Raw genomic sequence first — 17,824 nt, 5'->3', positions numbered from 1 at the left:
CGTTACATAAAAGTCATTAAAATTGTAAATAAATATATAAAATAAAAAGGAAGCTGATGAGCATGCTGTTTTTTTATTTTTTAACATTTGCCGCATTGGGATTGTCATTTTGGGCACAATTTAAAGTGAAGAATAATTTTGAAAAGTATTCAAAGGTCGAGGCAGCCAGTATGAAAACAGGCGCTGAAACCGCTCGATATATTTTAGATCGCAACGGGTTATACGACGTGCCTGTTGAACCGGTAAGAGGAACTTTGACTGATCATTACGACCCGACGCAGCGTGTGGTTCGTTTATCTGAACCAGTGTACTACGGCCATTCGATTTCGGCCATTTCAGTCGCATCACACGAGGTCGGACATGCCTTGCAGCATCAGGAATCCTATGGTGCGCTTGTCTTGAGACATAAGATATTCCCTGTCGTGAACTTTGCATCTGGTGTTGCCCCGCTTTTATTTCTGGGTGGATTATTGCTAGGCAGCCTTAACTTAATCGGGCTTGGGATCATTTTGTTTTCAGCGGCTGTGTTCTTTCAGCTTGTCACATTGCCTGTCGAGTTTAATGCAAGTTCTCGTGCAAAAGATATCATTGTTTCAGAAGGAATCATTAGAAGCAGTGAAGAAAGAGGTGTGAACAAGGTATTAAATGCTGCAGCTCTAACGTACGTAGCAGCAGCTCTTGTCTCCCTGTTTGAATTGCTTCGTTTTGTAATGATCTTCCTAAATGGCCGTAATGATTAATTGACGCCAGAGGAGGTGAGCCCTTACCAATGTTAGGTAAGGGTTTTTTTGTACATTTTAAACGTATTTTTAGTCATATTACTCATTGCTGCGACAGCATTTTTTGTTGTCACTGAATTTGCGATTGTGAAAATTAGAGGCTCCAAAATCAATCAGCTGATCGAAAGCGGTGATAAGAGAGCCATCCATGTTCAAAAACTCATTTCAAATCTCGACGAATATTTATCCGCTTGTCAGCTGGGGATTACCATCACTGCATTAGGCTTAGGGTGGTTAGGAGAGCCGACGGTGGAGCATTTCCTGCATCCGCTTTTTGAAAAATTAGAGCTTCATTCCGCATTGACAGACATCTTATCGTTTATCATCGCATTTGTGATCATTACGTTTTTACATGTCGTCGTTGGAGAACTGGCGCCTAAAACGATTGCCATTCAAAAGGCAGAGGCCGTCAGTCTTGTGACAGCAAAACCACTGATTTTTTTCTATAAAGTCATGTACCCGTTTATTAAAGCATTAAATGGGGCTGCGCGAGGCATTGTGAAATTATTTGGTTTTCATTCTGTCAAAGAACATGAAGTGGCGATTAGTGAGGAAGAATTGCGTCTCATTTTATCTGAAAGCTACGAGAAGGGCGAGATCAACCAATCTGAATATAAATATGTGAATAAAATATTTGAATTTGATAACCGAGTGGCGAGAGAGATCATGATTCCTCGCACAGAAATCTCAGCCATCGACATTGAGCAGACGCTTGAGGATATCACGCATTATATGCTGAACGAAAGGTACACACGCTATCCTGTCATCAAAGAAGACAAAGATCACGTGATTGGTGTCATCAACAGCAAAGATGTATTTAAAGCAAGCTTCCTGAATCAAGAGGTTTCCATTGAAGACTTAATGCGTCCGGTGATTCGGGTGATTGAAAGTACCCCTGTTCAAGAATTGCTTATTTTGATGCAAAAGGAACGGATCCATATGTCGATGCTTGTAGACGAATACGGCGGAACAGCGGGACTCGTCACAGTAGAAGACATATTAGAGGAAATTGTGGGAGAGATTCGGGACGAATATGACCAGGATGAGACTCCGCATATTGTCAAAAAAGGGGACTTCCACTATGTGATGGATGGGAAAGCCTTGATTGATGAAGTAAACGATTTATTGGATTTAGCCATTGAAAATGATGATGTCGATACGATTGCTGGCTGGATGATGACGCATAAATTCGATATTGAGATTGGAGATACGATTGAAGCAGAAGGCTGTGAATTTAAAATCTTAGAGGCAGAAGACCATCATATTCGTACCATTGAAATAAAAAAGATTCACTTTTTCTAAAAACCTCGGAGCTCTTGACGAGGTTTTTTTGCTTGGTAAACTTTAGGTGAGGGGATCGTCTGCCTATTGTCAGAGATTTGTTTCACATAAAAAGGGTATGGTTTTATAGAAATGACAAAAAGGAGCAGCTCATATGAAAAAAATCGATTTACAAACAGACAGACGCGATGACATGATAGACGTCACGCACGAAGTCCATCAATATGTCCGGGAAACCGGCATCCAAAACGGAACCGTCATTGTCTATTGTCCACATACGACAGCAGGGATCACTATTAATGAAAATGCGGACCCAGATGTCAAACGAGATATGCTGCGCCGGCTTGACGAAGTCTTTCCGTGGGAACATCCAAAGGATCGGCACATGGAAGGAAATACAGCAGCACACATGAAAGCCAGTTATATGGGCGCATCTCAGCATGTTCTCATCAATTACGGTGATCTTGTGCTTGGAACATGGCAGGGAATATATTTCTGTGAGTTTGACGGGCCAAGGCATCGGCATTTTTATGTTCAGGTGTCATCAAACAAGTGAGGTGGGGAAATAGATGGGGGAATTCACAGCGTTACTTCAAATCAAACATGGGATCATCCAGGCGCCAATGGCAGGAGGCGCCGTGACGCCACAGCTCGCAGCAGCTGTTTCGCAGTATGGGGGGCTTGGCAGCTTAGCAAGTGGTTATGTGCAGCCTGAAAACATGAGACAGCAAATCAGACAGGTCAAACAGCTCACATCCCGTCCATTTCAGGTCAATGTCTTTGTGCCAGAACCAATTCCAGATATAAAACAAGAGGATGTGGCATTTTGGAAAAAGCGGCTGCCTGTATTACCAAAAACGCATATGATGCCTAGCGAAGAGGAATTATGGGGTGATTTTGAACAGAAAATCAACATTCTTCAAGAAGAAGATGTGCCAATCCTTTCATTTACATTCGCCTGTCCAGATGAACAAACGATTCATCGCTTAAAACAAAAGGGGATCTTTTTAATCGGAACGGCCACAACAAAAGAGGAAGCACTGCTTTTAGAGGAAAAAGGAATGGATGCCATTGTCCTGCAAGGAAGTGAAGCAGGGGGACACCGCGGCACCTTTTTACCATCAAAAGGAGATGCCTTGCAGGGATTGATCAGTCTGATTTCTGACGTCAAACAGATATGTCATGTGCCTTTGATCGCCGCAGGGGGCATCACGAATCGAGCAGGTGTGAAAGCAGCCCTGGAGCTTGGAGCGGATGCCGTTCAAATCGGTACACGATTTTTAGCCAGTCAGGAAAGCGCTGCAGCGGAAGTGTACAAAAAGGCCATTTTACAGGCAGAAGGCAGTGAAACAAAGGTCACAAGGCTTTTTTCTGGGAAAAGAGCAAGAGGCATTGTGAATCAGTGGATGGAGGCAGAAAAGCCGCATGAAGATAAGGTTCTTCCCTATCCAGTACAGCATGGATGGACAACGCCTATGCGAAAAGCGGCAGCCGCTGCGGGAAACCCTGAGCAAATGGCTCTTTGGGCAGGACAGGGCGTTGGCCGCATTCATTCAATTTTAACCGTTGAAGACATCATGCACGAACTCACGCAGACATAAATTCATGAGGGGGGTGTGACAGGATAGACATCTTAAAACATTCGTACCGGAAAAAAGGACAAATCGAATTTGTATTTGATGATTTTCCGCACTCTCCTGCCGTCCTTACCCCCATTCGTCATTACTATTTTGTTCGTTACGTGAAATGGAGCCGCCACGACCCTCCGGTCACAAGAAACGATCTAGAAGAAATGGAGATCCTTGCGAACACGATGCTTGGCACGCTCCAAGATTATCGCAAACGCAAGGCATACAAAGGCCCCTTGTCATAACCAATAGACAAGAGGCCTTTTTTAGCTGCCGAACATTTGCCTGAGATAAATGACATCCATCCGGGTGGTCTGCGGCAATAAATAAGCGGATTGAACAGCACCTGGCCGCCTTCTGTTGTTTAATTTGTCGATCATTTCTGCTGCTGTTAAAATGCCAAGCCCATGTCCGTAATATTGATCTTCTCCTAAGTAAATGACATTTTCCCCGCGCCATTGTGACTGCTGATAGCTAAACTCCGGATTCTCGAAATATAAACAATCTCCGTAAATAAAGTCATTTCCACGTTCTGTATAAATCGACAATGTATCATAATGCCAGTCATACAGTGTTAAACTTCGAAGCCTTCGATTGAACTTCTCGTCTCCTACCGTTTGCAGGACCCCCATATAAAATACAATGACTATCGCCGTTGCACATTCAAACGCATATTTTGAGCCATTTTCAAAAATGTCTTTGATCCCTCTAGATGGTTCAACTTGATAGCGCAGTTCTAGTGCTCCTGCCTCTGATACACGCCAAAATGCGTCATTTGCACGAGACCTTTGAAAGACGGCAAATGAGGCACCACTTTTATGCAAATCTCTTGCGGCATTCATAATGTTCGATCTTAAGGTCACCTCAAATAACAAATCTGATGCTTGCCTATAGCGGAACGTATCATTTGAAGCTTGTAACTGCATCAAAATGATTCGCTTTTGTCCCTCTAGCTGAAACGATGCCAGCTGATCATTTGTCACTGGCTGTCCTGAAAGGATAATCATATGAAAATCGCCCCCTTTTGTATTAGCGTATGCGCGATGCTTGGGCAAGGAATCAATTAGTGAAAATAAACAAAAAAGCATCCTTTTTATTTGAAAAACATGAAAATAATATGAAGTTGTCCGATATAAAACATAACGTTTAAAAGGAGGAAAACCATGAAAAGTGCAATAAAATGGTTGAAAAAACCATCGATTTCAAAGAGACTGATTATTTCATTCACACTTGTTCTCGTCTTACCAATCATTACACTAAGTGCGATTTCATATCAGATTGCCAAACAAGAATTAGATCATGAAATCATGTACGGAGCGAATGCAAGAGTCAATGAGCTGAATGACTTGATCGAGCAAAAGCTTTTGAACAAAGAAAACGCGGTGAAACTCTTTACCGAAACGTCCACTGCAAACGACTTTAAAAAGAAAAACCAGCATGAACTTTATGAGCATTTTGAGATATACAGCAAAATCAATGAAGAAGACGTAGTTGGTTTTTATGCAGCAAGTAAAAAGCGTGATTTCGTTCAGTTTCCTAAAGTAGACATGCCAAAAGGCTATGATCCAACAACACGCGATTGGTATCAACAAGCAATGCAGGATGAAAAAGGTGAACCTGTTGTCACCAATCCATACATCTCTGCTACAACAAATGGCATGGTTGTCACGATCGCTCAGCGCCTGAAGGACGGGTCGGGAGCCATCGGGATCGATATCGATGTTCAGGACATTGTTGATAAAATAAAGGAAATTAAAATTGGACGAGAAGGCTATCCAATTATTGCAAATAAAAACAAACAAATTGTGGCTCATCCAGAAGAAAAATCAGGCTCTAAGGTCACAGAAAATATTTCATCTATCCTTTACAGCGGCAAAGAAGGAAATGCAACTTATGAGAATAAAGGAGAGCAAAAGCGTCTCGTTTTTGTCACGAATGATTTAACAGGTTGGAAAATTGCTGGAACGATGTTTGTATCAGAAACAGAAGAAGCAGCACTGCCAGTTTGGAATTCTGCCATTATTCTTTTAATTTCTTCATTTATCCTTGGCGGCATCGCAATCTTTTTCATCGTTCGCTCCATCACAATTGGGCTTAGAAAGCTGGTTGATTTCTCAAACAAAGTGAGTGAAGGCGATTTAACCGAAACTCTTGAAACCAAATCGAAGGATGAAATAGGGGATCTGACAAGAAGCTTTAGCAAGATGAGTGAATCCCTTCGCGAAGTCATCCGAGCTGTACAACATTCTGTCGACAATGTGGCTTCTGCTTCAGAGGAGCTGACCGCAAGTGCCAGCCAAACGAGTCAAGCAACAGAGCATATCACGATGTCGATTGAACAATTTTCAAATGGAAATGAAGCGCAAAACGAGAAATTCGAATCTAGTACGAATCAGCTTGTGGCGATGAATGAAGGATTACAAGGCATGTCACATACCTCATCAGAAGTGGCTGCTGTCTCACTTCAATCGACAGAGGCTGCTGGTCAAGGCGGCCGCATTGTTGAAAGCACAGCCAACCAAATGAAACATATCGATACATCTGTACAAGAAGCAGAACAAGTCATGAAAGAATTAGAATACAAATCTAAAGATATTACGAGTATTTTAAATGTGATTAACGGCATTGCGGATCAAACGAATTTACTTGCGCTTAATGCAGCAATCGAAGCAGCAAGAGCAGGTGAATCGGGGCGCGGCTTCTCCGTCGTTGCAGAGGAAGTGAGAAAACTAGCTGTCCAATCCGCAGATTCAGCGAAAGAAATTGAAAAGCTGATCCAAGAAATTGTGTTAGAAATTGCTAAATCTCAAGATATGTTCAAAACGGTCAATCGAGAAGTAAATGCAGGACTCGGCATGACAGAAGAGGCAAAAGAAAGCTTCCAGAACATTTATGAGGCGGCAGAAGGAATGTCGAAAAAACTGACCCAATTAAACGATACGGCGATTGACCTATCGAGCGGTTCAAAGCTTGTGTCACAAGCCATGCAGGAGATTCGTCAAGTCTCAAGGGAAAGCGGAGCGAACATTCAAGACATTGCTGCTTCTGCTGAACAGCAGCTGGCATCTATGGAAGAAATTACGTCCTCTTCTGTGACACTTGCAAATATGGCAGAGGAACTAAAAGAGTTAACAAGTCAATTTAAAATCAATTAAAAAACGATAAAAAAATATCCAGAATTGTCTGGGTATTTTTTTATTTTTAAACGTCATTTCCAGTCTCTAAAAATATACCTTTTATCCGATAATAACTTTAGAGAAGTAAAGGGGGAAAGATAAAATGGGAAAAATGATCCAATGGTTCAAAAAACCATCCATTTCAAAAAAATTAATCATTGCCTTTTTGGTAGTCCTTATCCTACCAACCGTCGCACTGACAATTAGTGCGTTTTTCACATCAAAGACAGAGCTAGACAAACAGATTATGGGCAGTGCTATGAGTCAGGTCAATGCATTTGATACTTTAATCAATGAGAATATTGGAAACAAAGCAGATGCTGTGACACTGTTTACAGACTCTCTCAAAGCTTCTAATCTTCAAGAAAAAAATAGAAATGCGACCATTAAAGAATTGCAGCAATATGGAAAAATTAATGAAAAAGATGTTTCTGCTATCTATGCAGGCTCTGAAAAGGGATTGTTCATGCAATACCCAGTTCAAAAGATGCCTGATGGCTACGATCCAAGAGAGCGGCCATGGTATCAAGAGGCGCTCAATGCAGAAAGCGGCAAACAAGTCATCACAAAACCATACGTAGCAGCATCCACAGGTAAAATGGTCATCACCATTGCTCAAAAAATGAAAGATGGTTCAGGTGTCATCGGGCTTGATATGGAAATTGACAGCCTGCTTCAAAAATTAAAAGAAATCAAAATTGGACAAAAAGGCTATGCCTTCATCATGGAAAAGGATAAAACCGTTCTAGCAGATCCAACCCAAAAGCCAGGAAGTCAAGTCAACGAAAATCTAGCGAATATTATTTTTAAAAACAAAGAAGGAAGCGGCAGCTACTCGCTCAAAGGAACAGATAAAAAGGTTGCGTATGTGACCAATGAATTAACCGGCTGGAAAATCGGTGGAACGATGCTCGTATCAGAGGTAGAAGATGCGGCAAAGCCAGTTTTCCATACAGCCATTATCGTGTTCAGTGTGACACTTATCGTAGCAGGAACCCTCATCTTCTTTATCGTCCGCTCTATATCAAAGAGATTATCCAACCTTGCCCGCTTCTCGAAAAAAGTCAGCAATGGTGATTTGCGTGATAAGCTTCAGATCCAATCAGATGACGAAATTGGACAAGTTGGTAAAGGCTTTAATACGATGATTGACTCATTAAGATCACTCATTGGTGCTGTTCAAACCTCAGTCGAAAATGTCGCTTCTTCATCAGAAGAACTGACCGCCAGCGCAGGACAAACAAGTAAAGCAACAGAGCATATCACATTAGCCATTGAACAATTCTCCAGCGGAAATGAAAGCCAAAATGATAAAGTGGAATTGAGCTCAGACGAGTTAGAGGAAATGAACCGAGGCCTTCAGCACATGAATGAATCTGCTGAATCGATTACCGCTTCATCGATCAAATCAACAGATATCGCAGGGGAAGGCGGACAGCTTGTTGAAAAAACTGCTTCTCAAATGAATGTCATTGATCAGTCAGTGAAAAAAGCAGAGAATGTCATTAGTGCACTGGAAAGTAAATCAAAAGACATTACACAAATTCTCGGTGTCATCAATGGAATCGCCGATCAAACGAATTTACTTGCACTAAATGCAGCGATTGAGGCAGCAAGAGCTGGGGAATCCGGTCGAGGCTTCTCCGTTGTAGCAGAGGAAGTAAGGAAACTTGCTGTTCAATCTGCCAATTCAGCGAAAGAAATAGAGAATTTGATCAAAGAAATTGTTCAAGACATCGATGTATCACAGGAAGTATTCACTGCGGTGAATCGAGAAGTTCAATCAGGCTTAAGCTTCACTGAACAAACGAGAGGAAGCTTCCACAATATTTTCGAAATGACAAAAGAAATTTCAGATCAGCTTCAAACGATGAATCAAACAGTGGTCCAGCTTTCAAAGGGCTCTGCACATGTTTCAGAGGCTGTCCGTGAGATCGCAGACGTATCACGAGAAAGCTCCGCAAATATTCAAGACATTGCCGCCTCAGCAGAAGAGCAACTGGCGTCAATGGAAGAAATCAGCTCGTCCTCTGCCACACTCTCTTCTATGGCAGAAGAATTGCGTGATTTGATTAGCAAATTTAAAGTCGAATAGACATGATGAAAAGAGCCTCCAGCTAGGAGGCTTTTTTAAATTGAATAAACCAAAAGAAATAGGCTATTATACTTATTTTGATGTTTTTCGGAACATTGGACCTTGAAAATTGATTCATATTACCTAAGAATGGAGGAGGAAGATCACAAATCATAAATCAAAAGGAGTAGGGTAATGAAAAAAATCAACTTTTTTAAGCACTTGACGATGTCGAAGAAATTAATTACTGCATTCTTAGCGATTCTCCTAGTGCCAATTCTCGTATTGGCAGCATTTTCTTATGAGGTGGCATCCAAGTCTCTCAATGATGAGATTATGTCTAGTGCTGCAAATAGTGTTAAGCAATTAAACGAACTCATTAATAAAGATGTACAGCCTAAAATTGACATTGTGTCATACTTATCCAAATCGGTGAAAAAGAATGAATTGGCCTCTAAAAACAAAGATTTACTCAAGGTGAAATTAGAGCAACTATCGGAAACTGATGAAGATGTGGTGGAAGTATTTGTTGCAGATCAAAATGGTAAACTAACAGAATATTCCAAGATCCATAAAGGCAGTGCAAAGAGCATCAAAAATGAGCCATGGTTTCAACAATCGATGGGAGATGAGAAACCCATCATTTCAGATCCTTTTATAGATAAGTCATCTGATGACCTGCTCATTACAATATCAGAACAATTAGCAGATGGTTCTGGTGTGATTGGGGTCAATATGCGATTGAACACTGTCGTAAAAGATACAAACAGCATCAAAATTGGCCAAGAAGGCTATGCCTTTGTCGCCACGTCAGATAAGCGTTATGTTGCCCATAAAACGGACAGCCGAAGCAAATGTTTTTTGATACAAATGAAGCGACAGGCTGGAAGATTGCCGGGACGATGTATGTCAACGAAGTAAAGGAAGCCGCACAGCCAGTGCTCGACTTAACAATGATCATACTTGCAGCTGCAATTGTCGTAGGCGGTATGGCGATTTATTTTATTATTAAATCCATTCGAAAACCACTGATAGAGCTCTCTGAATCGGCTGAGAAAATCAGTCAGGGAGACCTTACCCAGCATATTGAGGTACGTACTCACGATGAAATCGGCAAGCTTGCGCAGAGCTTTAATGATATGTCTGCAAAGCTGAAACAAGTCATCCAAGCCGTCCAGAATTCAATTGAAAATGTGGCGGCCTCATCTGAAGAATTAACGGCAAGTGCGGGACAGACAGCTCAAGCGACCGAGCATATTACATCATCTATTGAACAGTTCTCAAACAGCACTGAACATCAAAATGATATGATTGAAAAAAGCTCAGTCCAGCTCAACGAAATGGATCGCAGCTTATCGCACATGGTCGACACCACCTCTCATATGAGGGAATCGTCGATCGAATCTAGCAAAACCGCTCAGGCTGGTGGAGAACTCGTTCAAAAAACAGCAGGTCAAATGCAGACGATTGAGCAGGCAGTGAAAGAAGCAGAGCTTGTCATTGCAGGCTTAGAGCAGAAATCAAAGGACATTACAAACATTCTAGGTGTCATCAACGGCATCGCAGACCAAACGAACCTTCTTGCCTTAAATGCAGCGATAGAAGCCGCACGAGCAGGTGAGGCAGGCAGAGGCTTCTCTGTTGTCGCAGAAGAAGTTCGCAAGCTGGCAGAGCAATCAGGAAGCTCTTCAAAAGAAATTGAAAGCCTGACGAACGAGATTGTAGAGGAAATTGAAAAATCACAAAAAATGTTTAAACAAGTAGCGGGTGAAGTTCAGTCTGGATTAAACATGACAGATGAAACAAAAGTGAGTTTTGAGAAAATCACCCATAAAACATCTGAATTGACTGAACAAATGAAACAAATGAACGGATCAGCCAAAGAGCTTTCACATGGCTCGAACGATATTTCACATGCGGTCAATCAGATCAAAGAGCTTTCACGAGAAAGCTCTGCAGGCTTCCAAGATATTGCGGCTTCTGCAGAAGAACAGCTGGCATCAATGGAAGAAATCAGCTCATCCTCTGCCACTTTATCACAGATGGCAGAAGAATTAAGAGAGCTCATTAAACAATTTAAAATGTAAGAGATGTAGTGAAACACCTGACGTTTTGGCGTCAGGTGTTTTTCCTTTCACTGCATATAAATTGGGTATTTTGGACTTATTTAGACTTTAATAAGTTAAAAAAGTAAACAACCTAGTAGTACTTCCGATATATATACTATCTTACTAAAAGGAGTTTTCTTTTTTATGAAATTCATACAGTATTTCCGAAAGCCATCTATTTCAAAAAAGCTCGTATTCTCTTTCTTATTTATTCTCTTATGCCCAATCATTGTATTGGCATACTCGTCATATCATACTGCGAGCACCTCCTTAAATGATCAAATCATGCAAAGCGCAAAGGAAAATGTAGAGCAGCTAGATAAAAATATTACGAAGGTTGTGAAAGTGAAAACAGACGCGGCCGATTTCTTTAGTCAATGGATCACGAAGAAAAAACTCAAGCAAAAAGGAACGACTGATATTCAAGGACGCTTTGAGCAGTTCATGAGTATGAATGATGACACAGAAGGCATTTTTGTCGCTTCAAGTGATGGCAAAGTATTTTCAAGATATCCTCATAAAAAAATGCCTGCTGACTATGTCGCAACTGAGCGAGATTGGTATAAAGATGGCTGGGCGAAAAACGGTGAGCTGTCTGTTTCAGCTCCGTACCCAACCGCATCAACCGGTACTCTTGTTGTGACAATCTCTAAAAAACTAGAGGACGGATCAGGTGTCATTGCGATGAACCTAGACATTGCGAATCTAGTGAAAGAGTCAAATAGTATTAACATTGGTAAACAAGGCTATGCCTTTATCGGAAGCCCTGATCGTACCTTTGTTGCCCATCCAACGAAAAAAGCTGGGTCCAAATTATCTGGTGAGTGGTTAGAAAAACTCTATTCACAAGATAAAGGATCTATGAGTTATATGTTTGAAGGAAAAGAAAAGCAAATGGAGTTCACCACAAATAAGGCAACTGGCTGGAAGATTGTCGGTACAATGTTTGTAAGTGAAGTAGAAGAAGCTGCGCAGCCAGTCTTTAACATGGCCACCATTATTTTAGCCGGCGCCCTCATCATTGGCGGTATTCTTATCTTCTTTATCATCCGTTCGATTACAAAACCACTTTCCATGCTTGTCTCATCTTCGAAGAAGATCAGTGAGGGAGATTTGACAGAAAAAATTGACGTCAGGTCACAAGATGAAATTGGACAGCTTGGCACAAGCTTTAATGAAATGAGTGAGTCACTAAGAGATGTCATTCAAGCCGTACAAACATCTGTTGAAAACGTGGCTTCATCATCTGAAGAACTGACGGCAAGCGCAGGTCAAACAACAAAGGCAACAGAACATATTACATCATCTATTGAAACATTCTCAAACGGTAACGAAAATCAAAGCGAAATGGTTGAACAAAGTGCGGCCCATTTGAAACAAATGAATGAAGGACTGAACGAAGTCGCACAAACCTCTGATGTGATCACGGCGTCATCTGTTCAATCAAAAACAGTAGCGGAAACAGGCGGACAGCTTGTGGAGCAAACAGTTGGCCAAATGAAAACAATCGACCATTCAGTGAAAGAAGCTGAAGGTGTGATCAACGGACTAGAGCATAAATCAAAAGATATCACAAACATCCTAGGTGTGATTAACGGCATTGCAGATCAAACGAATTTACTCGCACTTAATGCAGCCATCGAAGCAGCACGTGCAGGCGAGTCAGGCAGAGGCTTCTCGGTTGTCGCAGAAGAAGTACGTAAACTAGCGGTTCAATCATCAGATTCAGCAAAAGAGATTGAAAAGCTCGTGAAAGAAATTGTATCTGAAATTGAAACATCTCAAAATATGTTCAAATCGGTGAATGAAGAAGTGAAAAATGGTCTTTCTATTACAGACCAAACGAAAGAAAGCTTCTCACAAATTAACCAGCAAACAGCGGAAATCGCAACAAGAATTAATGAAATGAATACAACGGTACGCGAGCTTTCAAAAGGATCTGAGCAAATTTCTCGAGCAGTCAATGACATTGCAGATGTATCGAGAGAGAGTTCAGCAAGCATCCAAGATATCGCGGCATCTGCTGAAGAGCAGCTCGCTTCTATGGAAGAGATTAGTTCTTCCTCTACGACTCTTTCCCAAATGGCGGAAGAGCTGCGAGATTTAATTAAAAAATTCAAGATCAATGAATAATGAAAGTGGTTCTCCTCAAGGGGAACCGCTTTTCTTTTTAAGAGATGATCTCGTACAATAGAGGAAATCGGAAGAAAAGGAGAGATGTTATGCGTTTATCAGATAAGAAGGTCATTGCGTTTGTGAGTGATGATTTTGAAGATTTAGAGCTATGGTATCCAGTTCTACGTTTAAGAGAGGAGGGCGCAACCGTCCATCTCGTAGGAGAAAAAGCAGATCATGAGTACATCGGCAAGTATGGAGTGCCTGCCGTATCCGATGCAGATTTTTATTCCATTCAAGCTGACGATTATGATGCTGTGCTCGTTCCAGGCGGATGGGCGCCTGATAAACTGCGCCGATATCCAGAAGTATTAGATATTGTCCGTACGTTTGATGCGAAAGGCAAACCAATCGGACAAATTTGCCATGCTGGCTGGGTGCTGATTTCAGCCGGAATCCTGCAAGGCAAAAAAGTGACAAGTACACCTGGTATTAAAGATGATATGACGAATGCTGGTGCGGACTGGTTTGATGAAGCAGTTGTCACAGATGAACATCTCGTTTCAAGCAGACGTCCACCGGATCTTCCGCCATATGTGAAAGCATTTGCGGATGTATTAGCGGCAAAATAATTGTCTTCACACTGAACGAAAAACAAAGGGCGAAAATAAACATCATTGTCGCCCTTTGTTCATCATCTCATGCCCCATTAAGTGTGTCTGTCGGCAGGATACGTAATGCCCATTTGCCTTCTCGCTTCGTCCATGACGGATATGGTTTGAACAGATAAGGCAAATGCATTGACCGGAGACTGTCCCTTTCCTTGCTGAATACACTCAATAAAATGATCAATTTCATAATACATGGCTGGCTGATCATCTTTGAGAGAGATGTCGGTTTGATGTCCATGACGATCATGGATCGTGATACGAGAAGGACGGTGGAATTGATCAATGACCATTGTGGCATCTTCTCCTTGAATTTCAGCAGATAAGTGGGACGTTGAGATTTTTGAATGAAAAAGAAGTGCTTGATGCCCGTCATACTGTAAAAGTAATGAGCCGCTCCCATCCACCCCAGAAGAAAGCTTATAGCCTCTCGCTGTGATTTGATTTGGCAGGCCAAATAAATAAATGGCTGGAAAGACGAGATACACACCGATATCCATTAAAGAGCCATTAGATAATTCCGGCTTAAAGGCGTTTGGAATCTCACCGTCTCGGTAGGCGTCGTATCTTGAGGAATATTTACAGTAATGGGCGACCACTTGCCGAATAGGACCTAGTTGATCCAGGTGCTGTTTGATTTGAAGAAAATTTGGTAGAAATGTTGTTTTCATTGCTTCCATTAAACAAACTTGATGTTTTTTCGCTGCGGCAATCATCTGTTCAGCTTCTTTTCGATGGGAGGCTAACGGCTTTTCGCATAAAACATGCTTTTGATGCTCCATCATCAACATGGCTTGCTCTTTGTGAAGGGCGTTTGGGCTTGCAATATATACAGCATCAAACGCATCACTTTCCGCCATTTTCTGTAAGCTGGTAAAGACCGTATCAATTCCGTACTTTTCTGCAAATGCCTGTCCTTTTTCAGCGGAACGTGAATAGACGGCTGTGCATGTAAAATCCGTAATTCCTTCACCAGCCTGTAAGAAGCGATCTGTAATCCAGTTCGTTCCGATGACAGCAAATCGAATCATGTCATTCCCTCCTTCTGCTTTTCTCTGATTATACATGCTTTGAAAGCGTTTGTATGAAAGAATATTCTTTTTATTGAAAAGCGGATGAAACCTTTATCTAGGCTGATGCGTCTTACATAAAGGATATAAATGTACGAAAAGTGGGTAGTTTCTTCCTTCATTCGGGTAATACTCAGAAAGAAGGGAGAGGAGGAAACGAACATGAAGCGCATCCTGCATATAGGAAGTACATACGTCTTTGCGCTTTTATTCATAGCAGCCGGTGTTTTTCATGTGATAGAGCCAGGCGGCTTTGCCCGCATGTTGAATGGCTGGCCATTTCCCTATGTGATGGTCTATGCTACTGCTTGCTTGGAATGGCTGCTGGCAGTTCTACTGCTTCTGCCAAACGTCAGGATTGCGGCAGCAAAAGGGATTGCTGTCTATCTTGTACTCATTTTCCCAGCAAACCTATTTGCGGCGCGAGAGGGGATTCCATTTCCAGGTCAAGAGAGCACAGAACGAGCCATGCTATGGATGAGGCTCATTGGACAACCGATTCTGATTTTATGGGCAATGTCCATTGCAATATTGGAAAAAAAGCTAAAACAATGATCACCATATCATGATCAAGTAGTGTACAATTTACTAAAAAATAGCCCGTGTTTGGAGGAACGATATGAATTCTATGCAAATGTGGAGCAGTCGATTTAGAAAATTCTTTCTTGATAACAAGTTTGTTCTCTTTTTACTCGTCCTGCTATTAATCGGATTGAATATCCTTGTTTTCATGAAAACATCTTTTATTTTCATACCGCTCATTGTACTCGTCAAAACCATTGCCTTACCGATTATTCTAACGGGGGTTGTGTATTATTTATTAAATCCGGTTGTCAACTTGTTAGAGAGATTTAGAATCAAGCGGATCTATTCGATTTTGCTTTTATATCTTGTCATTATTGGCGTTATGACAGTGACCATTGTGTCCATTATTCCTTTCTTACAAGCGCAAACCATGAGTTTGTTTCATAACCTTCCGAAATACGTCGATACGGTAGAAGATCAAATTAGACAATTAACAGGCAGCAACTTCATTAATCAAGTGCAAAATACGATGAACTTTAATGTGTCTGAATTAGCCAGTAAAGCGTCAACCCAAGCGACAAGTATTTTGGAAAGCACCTTCACCGGTGTAGGGACATTTTTGGGTGCGCTGACTGAAATCATTATCTCGATTGTCACAGTCCCATTCATTCTATTTTACCTATTAAAAGACGGCAAAAAATTGCCGGACTATTTCTTGAAATTTATTCCGAATAAGCTAAGAGATCATACACATATCGTGCTGCATGAAATGAATCATCGCCTTAGCTCATATATTCGCGGGCAGATCATTGTCAGCTTCTGTATCGGTGTTCTTCTCTTAATTGGATACATGATTATCGGTTTAGACTACGCCTTACTGCTGGCCCTCATTGCCTCATGTACAAGTGTCGTTCCTTATCTGGGCCCAACGATTGCCATTACACCAGCGATTGTGATTGCCCTTGTCACGTCACCAATTATGCTGTTAAAATTGATCATTGTTTGGACGGTTGTCCAGCTGATTGAAGGGAAATTCATTTCTCCGCAGGTCATGGGGAAAAACCTTCATATCCATCCGGTTACCATCATTTTTGTTCTTTTAACAGCTGGTAAATTGTTCAGCGTGATCGGCATCATTGTCGCTATTCCGACGTACGCCGTTCTGAAAGTCATCACGACCCACTTATTTGATTGGTTCAAAATGCGATCCAATTTGTATAAAGAAGAAAAGGTTTGATGTCATAATCTTTTTTTGAAAAAAATATAGTATCATAAAGACGAGCTTTCGAAACAGAAAGCTTATCTTTATGTGGACATAGATGGTTTGCCTGTTCAAAAGATCAGAATTGAAAGGAAAGAAAATCATGAATTTATGGGATTTATTCGTGGCACTGGTTTTAGGAATTGTCGAGGGGTTAACAGAGTATGCACCTGTCTCATCTACAGGGCACATGATCATTGTCGATGATCTTTGGTTAAAATCGAAGGAAATTATTACGCCAGAGGCAGCAAACACATTTAAAGTCGTGATCCAGTTAGGCTCTATTCTAGCTGTAATGATCGTGTTCAAAGATCGTATTTTGAACTTGTTAGGCTTAAAGAAAAATATCACAGAAGAACAAAAGCGCAGTGGACATAAGCTGACCATTGCTCAAATTGCTGTTGGACTCGTCCCAGCCGTCATTTTAGGATTCTTATTTGAAGATTATATTGATAAATATTTGTTTGACGTCAGAACGGTCGCTGTCGGTTTGATTTTAGGGGCGGTGCTGATGCTTATCGCTGACTGGATCAATAAACGTAAAACAGAAACAAGCTCTGTGGACAACATGACGTACAAACAGGCACTTTATATCGGGCTGTTTCAATGTTTGGCATTATGGCCTGGCTTCTCGCGTTCAGGTTCTACCATCGCAGGCGGCGTTATTCTTGGTCTGAACCACCGAGCTGCAGCTGACTTTACGTTTATCATGGCGATGCCGATTATGGCGGGAGCAAGTTTCTTAACACTCGTGAAAAATGCCGAATATTTAACAACAGATATGCTTCCATTTTTTATTGTCGGCTTTGTGAGTGCGTTTATTGTAGCTCTCTTTGTTGTTCGATTCTTCCTAAAATTGATCAATAAAATCAAACTGGTGCCTTTTGCGATATACCGAATTATCCTAGGTCTGATTTTATTTATCCTGTTTATGTAATGATGTAAACTACTCTTTTAAAAGAGTAGTCAGGCTGTCGAGAAAATCTCGACAGCTTTATTTTTTTCTTAAAATTTACATCTCCTCATTTTATAATAGAGAAAAGTCCACTAAAGGAAGGTGTTTTTCTCATGTTCCACACTAGAAATTCTTCTCAGCACCAAGCCGAATTTGTATTGCTAGATCAACTGGTCGAAGAGGA

General features: G+C 41.3%; 16 protein-coding genes and 3 pseudogenes. 17 read left to right on the top strand and 2 right to left on the bottom strand.

Features of this window, described 5'->3' with window-relative positions:
• Positions 1–65: 65 nt before the first annotated feature.
• The 5 genes from R0K30_RS16715 (at position 66) to R0K30_RS16695 (ending at position 3,933) form a co-directional block, all read left to right on the top strand.
• Complete coding sequence (locus R0K30_RS16715) at positions 66–740, top strand: zinc metallopeptidase (RefSeq protein WP_034317468.1); 675 nt, start codon at positions 66–68, stop codon at positions 738–740.
• A gap of 48 nt (positions 741–788) precedes the next feature.
• Entirely contained in the window at positions 789–2,081 is a 1,293-nt protein-coding gene (locus tag R0K30_RS16710; protein ID WP_099727121.1) for a hemolysin family protein, read from the top strand.
• A 133-nt stretch (positions 2,082–2,214) separates the two neighbouring features.
• Positions 2,215–2,616 (top strand): secondary thiamine-phosphate synthase enzyme YjbQ, encoded by a 402-nt coding sequence (locus R0K30_RS16705; RefSeq protein WP_099727122.1) that lies wholly within the window; start codon positions 2,215–2,217, stop codon positions 2,614–2,616.
• 13 nt (positions 2,617–2,629) lie between these two features.
• Complete coding sequence (locus tag R0K30_RS16700) at positions 2,630–3,661, top strand: NAD(P)H-dependent flavin oxidoreductase (protein ID WP_410611783.1); 1,032 nt, start codon at positions 2,630–2,632, stop codon at positions 3,659–3,661.
• Positions 3,662–3,684: 23 nt separating this feature from the next.
• Positions 3,685–3,933 (top strand): hypothetical protein, encoded by a 249-nt coding sequence (locus R0K30_RS16695; RefSeq protein WP_410611836.1) that lies wholly within the window; start codon positions 3,685–3,687, stop codon positions 3,931–3,933.
• A 21-nt stretch (positions 3,934–3,954) separates the two neighbouring features.
• On the opposite strand, the gene R0K30_RS16690 is transcribed toward R0K30_RS16695, so the two are convergent.
• Positions 3,955–4,695, bottom strand: a complete 741-nt coding sequence (locus R0K30_RS16690; RefSeq protein ID WP_099727125.1) for a protein-glutamine gamma-glutamyltransferase — start codon at positions 4,693–4,695, stop codon at positions 3,955–3,957.
• A 156-nt stretch (positions 4,696–4,851) separates the two neighbouring features.
• On the opposite strand from R0K30_RS16690, the pseudogene R0K30_RS16685 reads away from it, so the two are divergent.
• The 9 genes and pseudogenes from R0K30_RS16685 to R0K30_RS16645 all read left to right on the top strand — a co-directional run.
• Positions 4,852–5,901: pseudogene (locus R0K30_RS16685) on the top strand (cache domain-containing protein); the annotation flags it as partial.
• Positions 5,893–6,843 carry a methyl-accepting chemotaxis protein gene (locus tag R0K30_RS16680; RefSeq protein ID WP_371930242.1) on the top strand — a complete coding sequence of 317 codons (951 nt, stop codon included), beginning with the start codon at positions 5,893–5,895 and terminating at the stop codon, positions 6,841–6,843. The pseudogene R0K30_RS16685 and the gene R0K30_RS16680, both read left to right, overlap by 9 nt.
• 124 nt (positions 6,844–6,967) lie before the next feature.
• Positions 6,968–8,014 (top strand): annotated as a pseudogene (locus R0K30_RS16675) (HAMP domain-containing protein); the annotation flags it as partial.
• Positions 8,009–8,959 (top strand): methyl-accepting chemotaxis protein, encoded by a 951-nt coding sequence (locus R0K30_RS16670; RefSeq protein WP_370461115.1) that lies wholly within the window; start codon positions 8,009–8,011, stop codon positions 8,957–8,959. The pseudogene R0K30_RS16675 and the gene R0K30_RS16670, both read left to right, overlap by 6 nt.
• A gap of 174 nt (positions 8,960–9,133) precedes the next feature.
• Positions 9,134–9,859 carry a cache domain-containing protein gene (locus R0K30_RS16665; RefSeq protein WP_410611780.1) on the top strand — a complete coding sequence of 242 codons (726 nt, stop codon included), beginning with the start codon at positions 9,134–9,136 and terminating at the stop codon, positions 9,857–9,859.
• Positions 9,793–11,025: a methyl-accepting chemotaxis protein gene (locus R0K30_RS16660; RefSeq protein ID WP_410611778.1), complete on the top strand. Its 1,233-nt coding sequence runs from the start codon at positions 9,793–9,795 to the stop codon at positions 11,023–11,025. The genes R0K30_RS16665 and R0K30_RS16660 overlap by 67 nt, the downstream gene beginning before the upstream one ends.
• A gap of 165 nt (positions 11,026–11,190) precedes the next feature.
• A pseudogene (locus tag R0K30_RS16655) lies at positions 11,191–12,234 on the top strand (HAMP domain-containing protein); the annotation flags it as partial.
• Positions 12,226–13,179 carry a methyl-accepting chemotaxis protein gene (locus R0K30_RS16650; protein ID WP_370461117.1) on the top strand — a complete coding sequence of 318 codons (954 nt, stop codon included), beginning with the start codon at positions 12,226–12,228 and terminating at the stop codon, positions 13,177–13,179. The pseudogene R0K30_RS16655 and the gene R0K30_RS16650, both read left to right, overlap by 9 nt.
• A gap of 89 nt (positions 13,180–13,268) precedes the next feature.
• Positions 13,269–13,793 (top strand): type 1 glutamine amidotransferase domain-containing protein, encoded by a 525-nt coding sequence (locus R0K30_RS16645; protein ID WP_099727130.1) that lies wholly within the window; start codon positions 13,269–13,271, stop codon positions 13,791–13,793.
• Positions 13,794–13,870: 77 nt separating this feature from the next.
• On the opposite strand, the gene R0K30_RS16640 is transcribed toward R0K30_RS16645, so the two are convergent.
• The gene (locus R0K30_RS16640) at positions 13,871–14,860 is read right to left on the bottom strand and encodes a Gfo/Idh/MocA family protein (RefSeq protein WP_099727131.1); all 990 of its coding nucleotides are present in this window, start codon (positions 14,858–14,860) and stop codon (positions 13,871–13,873) included.
• 201 nt (positions 14,861–15,061) lie between these two features.
• Here R0K30_RS16640 and R0K30_RS16635 point away from each other — a divergent pair, with 201 nt between their 5' ends.
• The 3 genes from R0K30_RS16635 to R0K30_RS16625 all read left to right on the top strand — a co-directional run bounded on the left by R0K30_RS16635 (position 15,062) and on the right by R0K30_RS16625 (position 17,622).
• Entirely contained in the window at positions 15,062–15,454 is a 393-nt protein-coding gene (locus tag R0K30_RS16635) for a hypothetical protein (RefSeq protein ID WP_249705105.1), read from the top strand.
• A 64-nt stretch (positions 15,455–15,518) separates the two neighbouring features.
• The gene (locus R0K30_RS16630) at positions 15,519–16,661 is read left to right on the top strand and encodes an AI-2E family transporter (RefSeq protein ID WP_099727134.1); all 1,143 of its coding nucleotides are present in this window, start codon (positions 15,519–15,521) and stop codon (positions 16,659–16,661) included.
• A 127-nt stretch (positions 16,662–16,788) separates the two neighbouring features.
• A complete protein-coding gene (locus R0K30_RS16625; protein ID WP_099727153.1) occupies positions 16,789–17,622 on the top strand; it encodes an undecaprenyl-diphosphate phosphatase in 834 nt (277 codons plus the stop codon).
• Positions 17,623–17,824: the final 202 nt, after the last annotated feature.

It is taken from the genome of Bacillus sp. SIMBA_154, from assembly GCF_046536015.1.
Taxonomy (GTDB): domain Bacteria; phylum Bacillota; class Bacilli; order Bacillales; family Bacillaceae; genus Bacillus; species Bacillus pumilus_P.
The sequence above is the reverse complement of the archived record's forward strand: the minus strand, read 5'-3'. Positions and strand labels throughout refer to the sequence as shown.

What these genes read in the sequence shown, in the direction of transcription:
- R0K30_RS16705 (WP_099727122.1), top strand. Translation starts at nt 2,215, where the DNA reads ATGAAAAAAATCGATTTACAAACAGACAGACGCGATGACATGATAGAC.
- R0K30_RS16700 (WP_410611783.1), top strand. Translation starts at nt 2,630, where the DNA reads ATGGGGGAATTCACAGCGTTACTTCAAATCAAACATGGGATCATCCAG.
- R0K30_RS16690 (WP_099727125.1), bottom strand. Translation starts at nt 4,695, where the DNA reads ATGATTATCCTTTCAGGACAGCCAGTGACAAATGATCAGCTGGCATCG.
- R0K30_RS16680 (WP_371930242.1), top strand. Translation starts at nt 5,893, where the DNA reads ATGAGTGAATCCCTTCGCGAAGTCATCCGAGCTGTACAACATTCTGTC.
- R0K30_RS16670 (WP_370461115.1), top strand. Translation starts at nt 8,009, where the DNA reads ATGATTGACTCATTAAGATCACTCATTGGTGCTGTTCAAACCTCAGTC.
- R0K30_RS16665 (WP_410611780.1), top strand. Translation starts at nt 9,134, where the DNA reads ATGAAAAAAATCAACTTTTTTAAGCACTTGACGATGTCGAAGAAATTA.
- R0K30_RS16660 (WP_410611778.1), top strand. Translation starts at nt 9,793, where the DNA reads ATGTTTTTTGATACAAATGAAGCGACAGGCTGGAAGATTGCCGGGACG.
- R0K30_RS16650 (WP_370461117.1), top strand. Translation starts at nt 12,226, where the DNA reads ATGAGTGAGTCACTAAGAGATGTCATTCAAGCCGTACAAACATCTGTT.
- R0K30_RS16645 (WP_099727130.1), top strand. Translation starts at nt 13,269, where the DNA reads ATGCGTTTATCAGATAAGAAGGTCATTGCGTTTGTGAGTGATGATTTT.
- R0K30_RS16640 (WP_099727131.1), bottom strand. Translation starts at nt 14,860, where the DNA reads ATGATTCGATTTGCTGTCATCGGAACGAACTGGATTACAGATCGCTTC.
- R0K30_RS16635 (WP_249705105.1), top strand. Translation starts at nt 15,062, where the DNA reads ATGAAGCGCATCCTGCATATAGGAAGTACATACGTCTTTGCGCTTTTA.
- R0K30_RS16630 (WP_099727134.1), top strand. Translation starts at nt 15,519, where the DNA reads ATGAATTCTATGCAAATGTGGAGCAGTCGATTTAGAAAATTCTTTCTT.
- R0K30_RS16625 (WP_099727153.1), top strand. Translation starts at nt 16,789, where the DNA reads ATGAATTTATGGGATTTATTCGTGGCACTGGTTTTAGGAATTGTCGAG.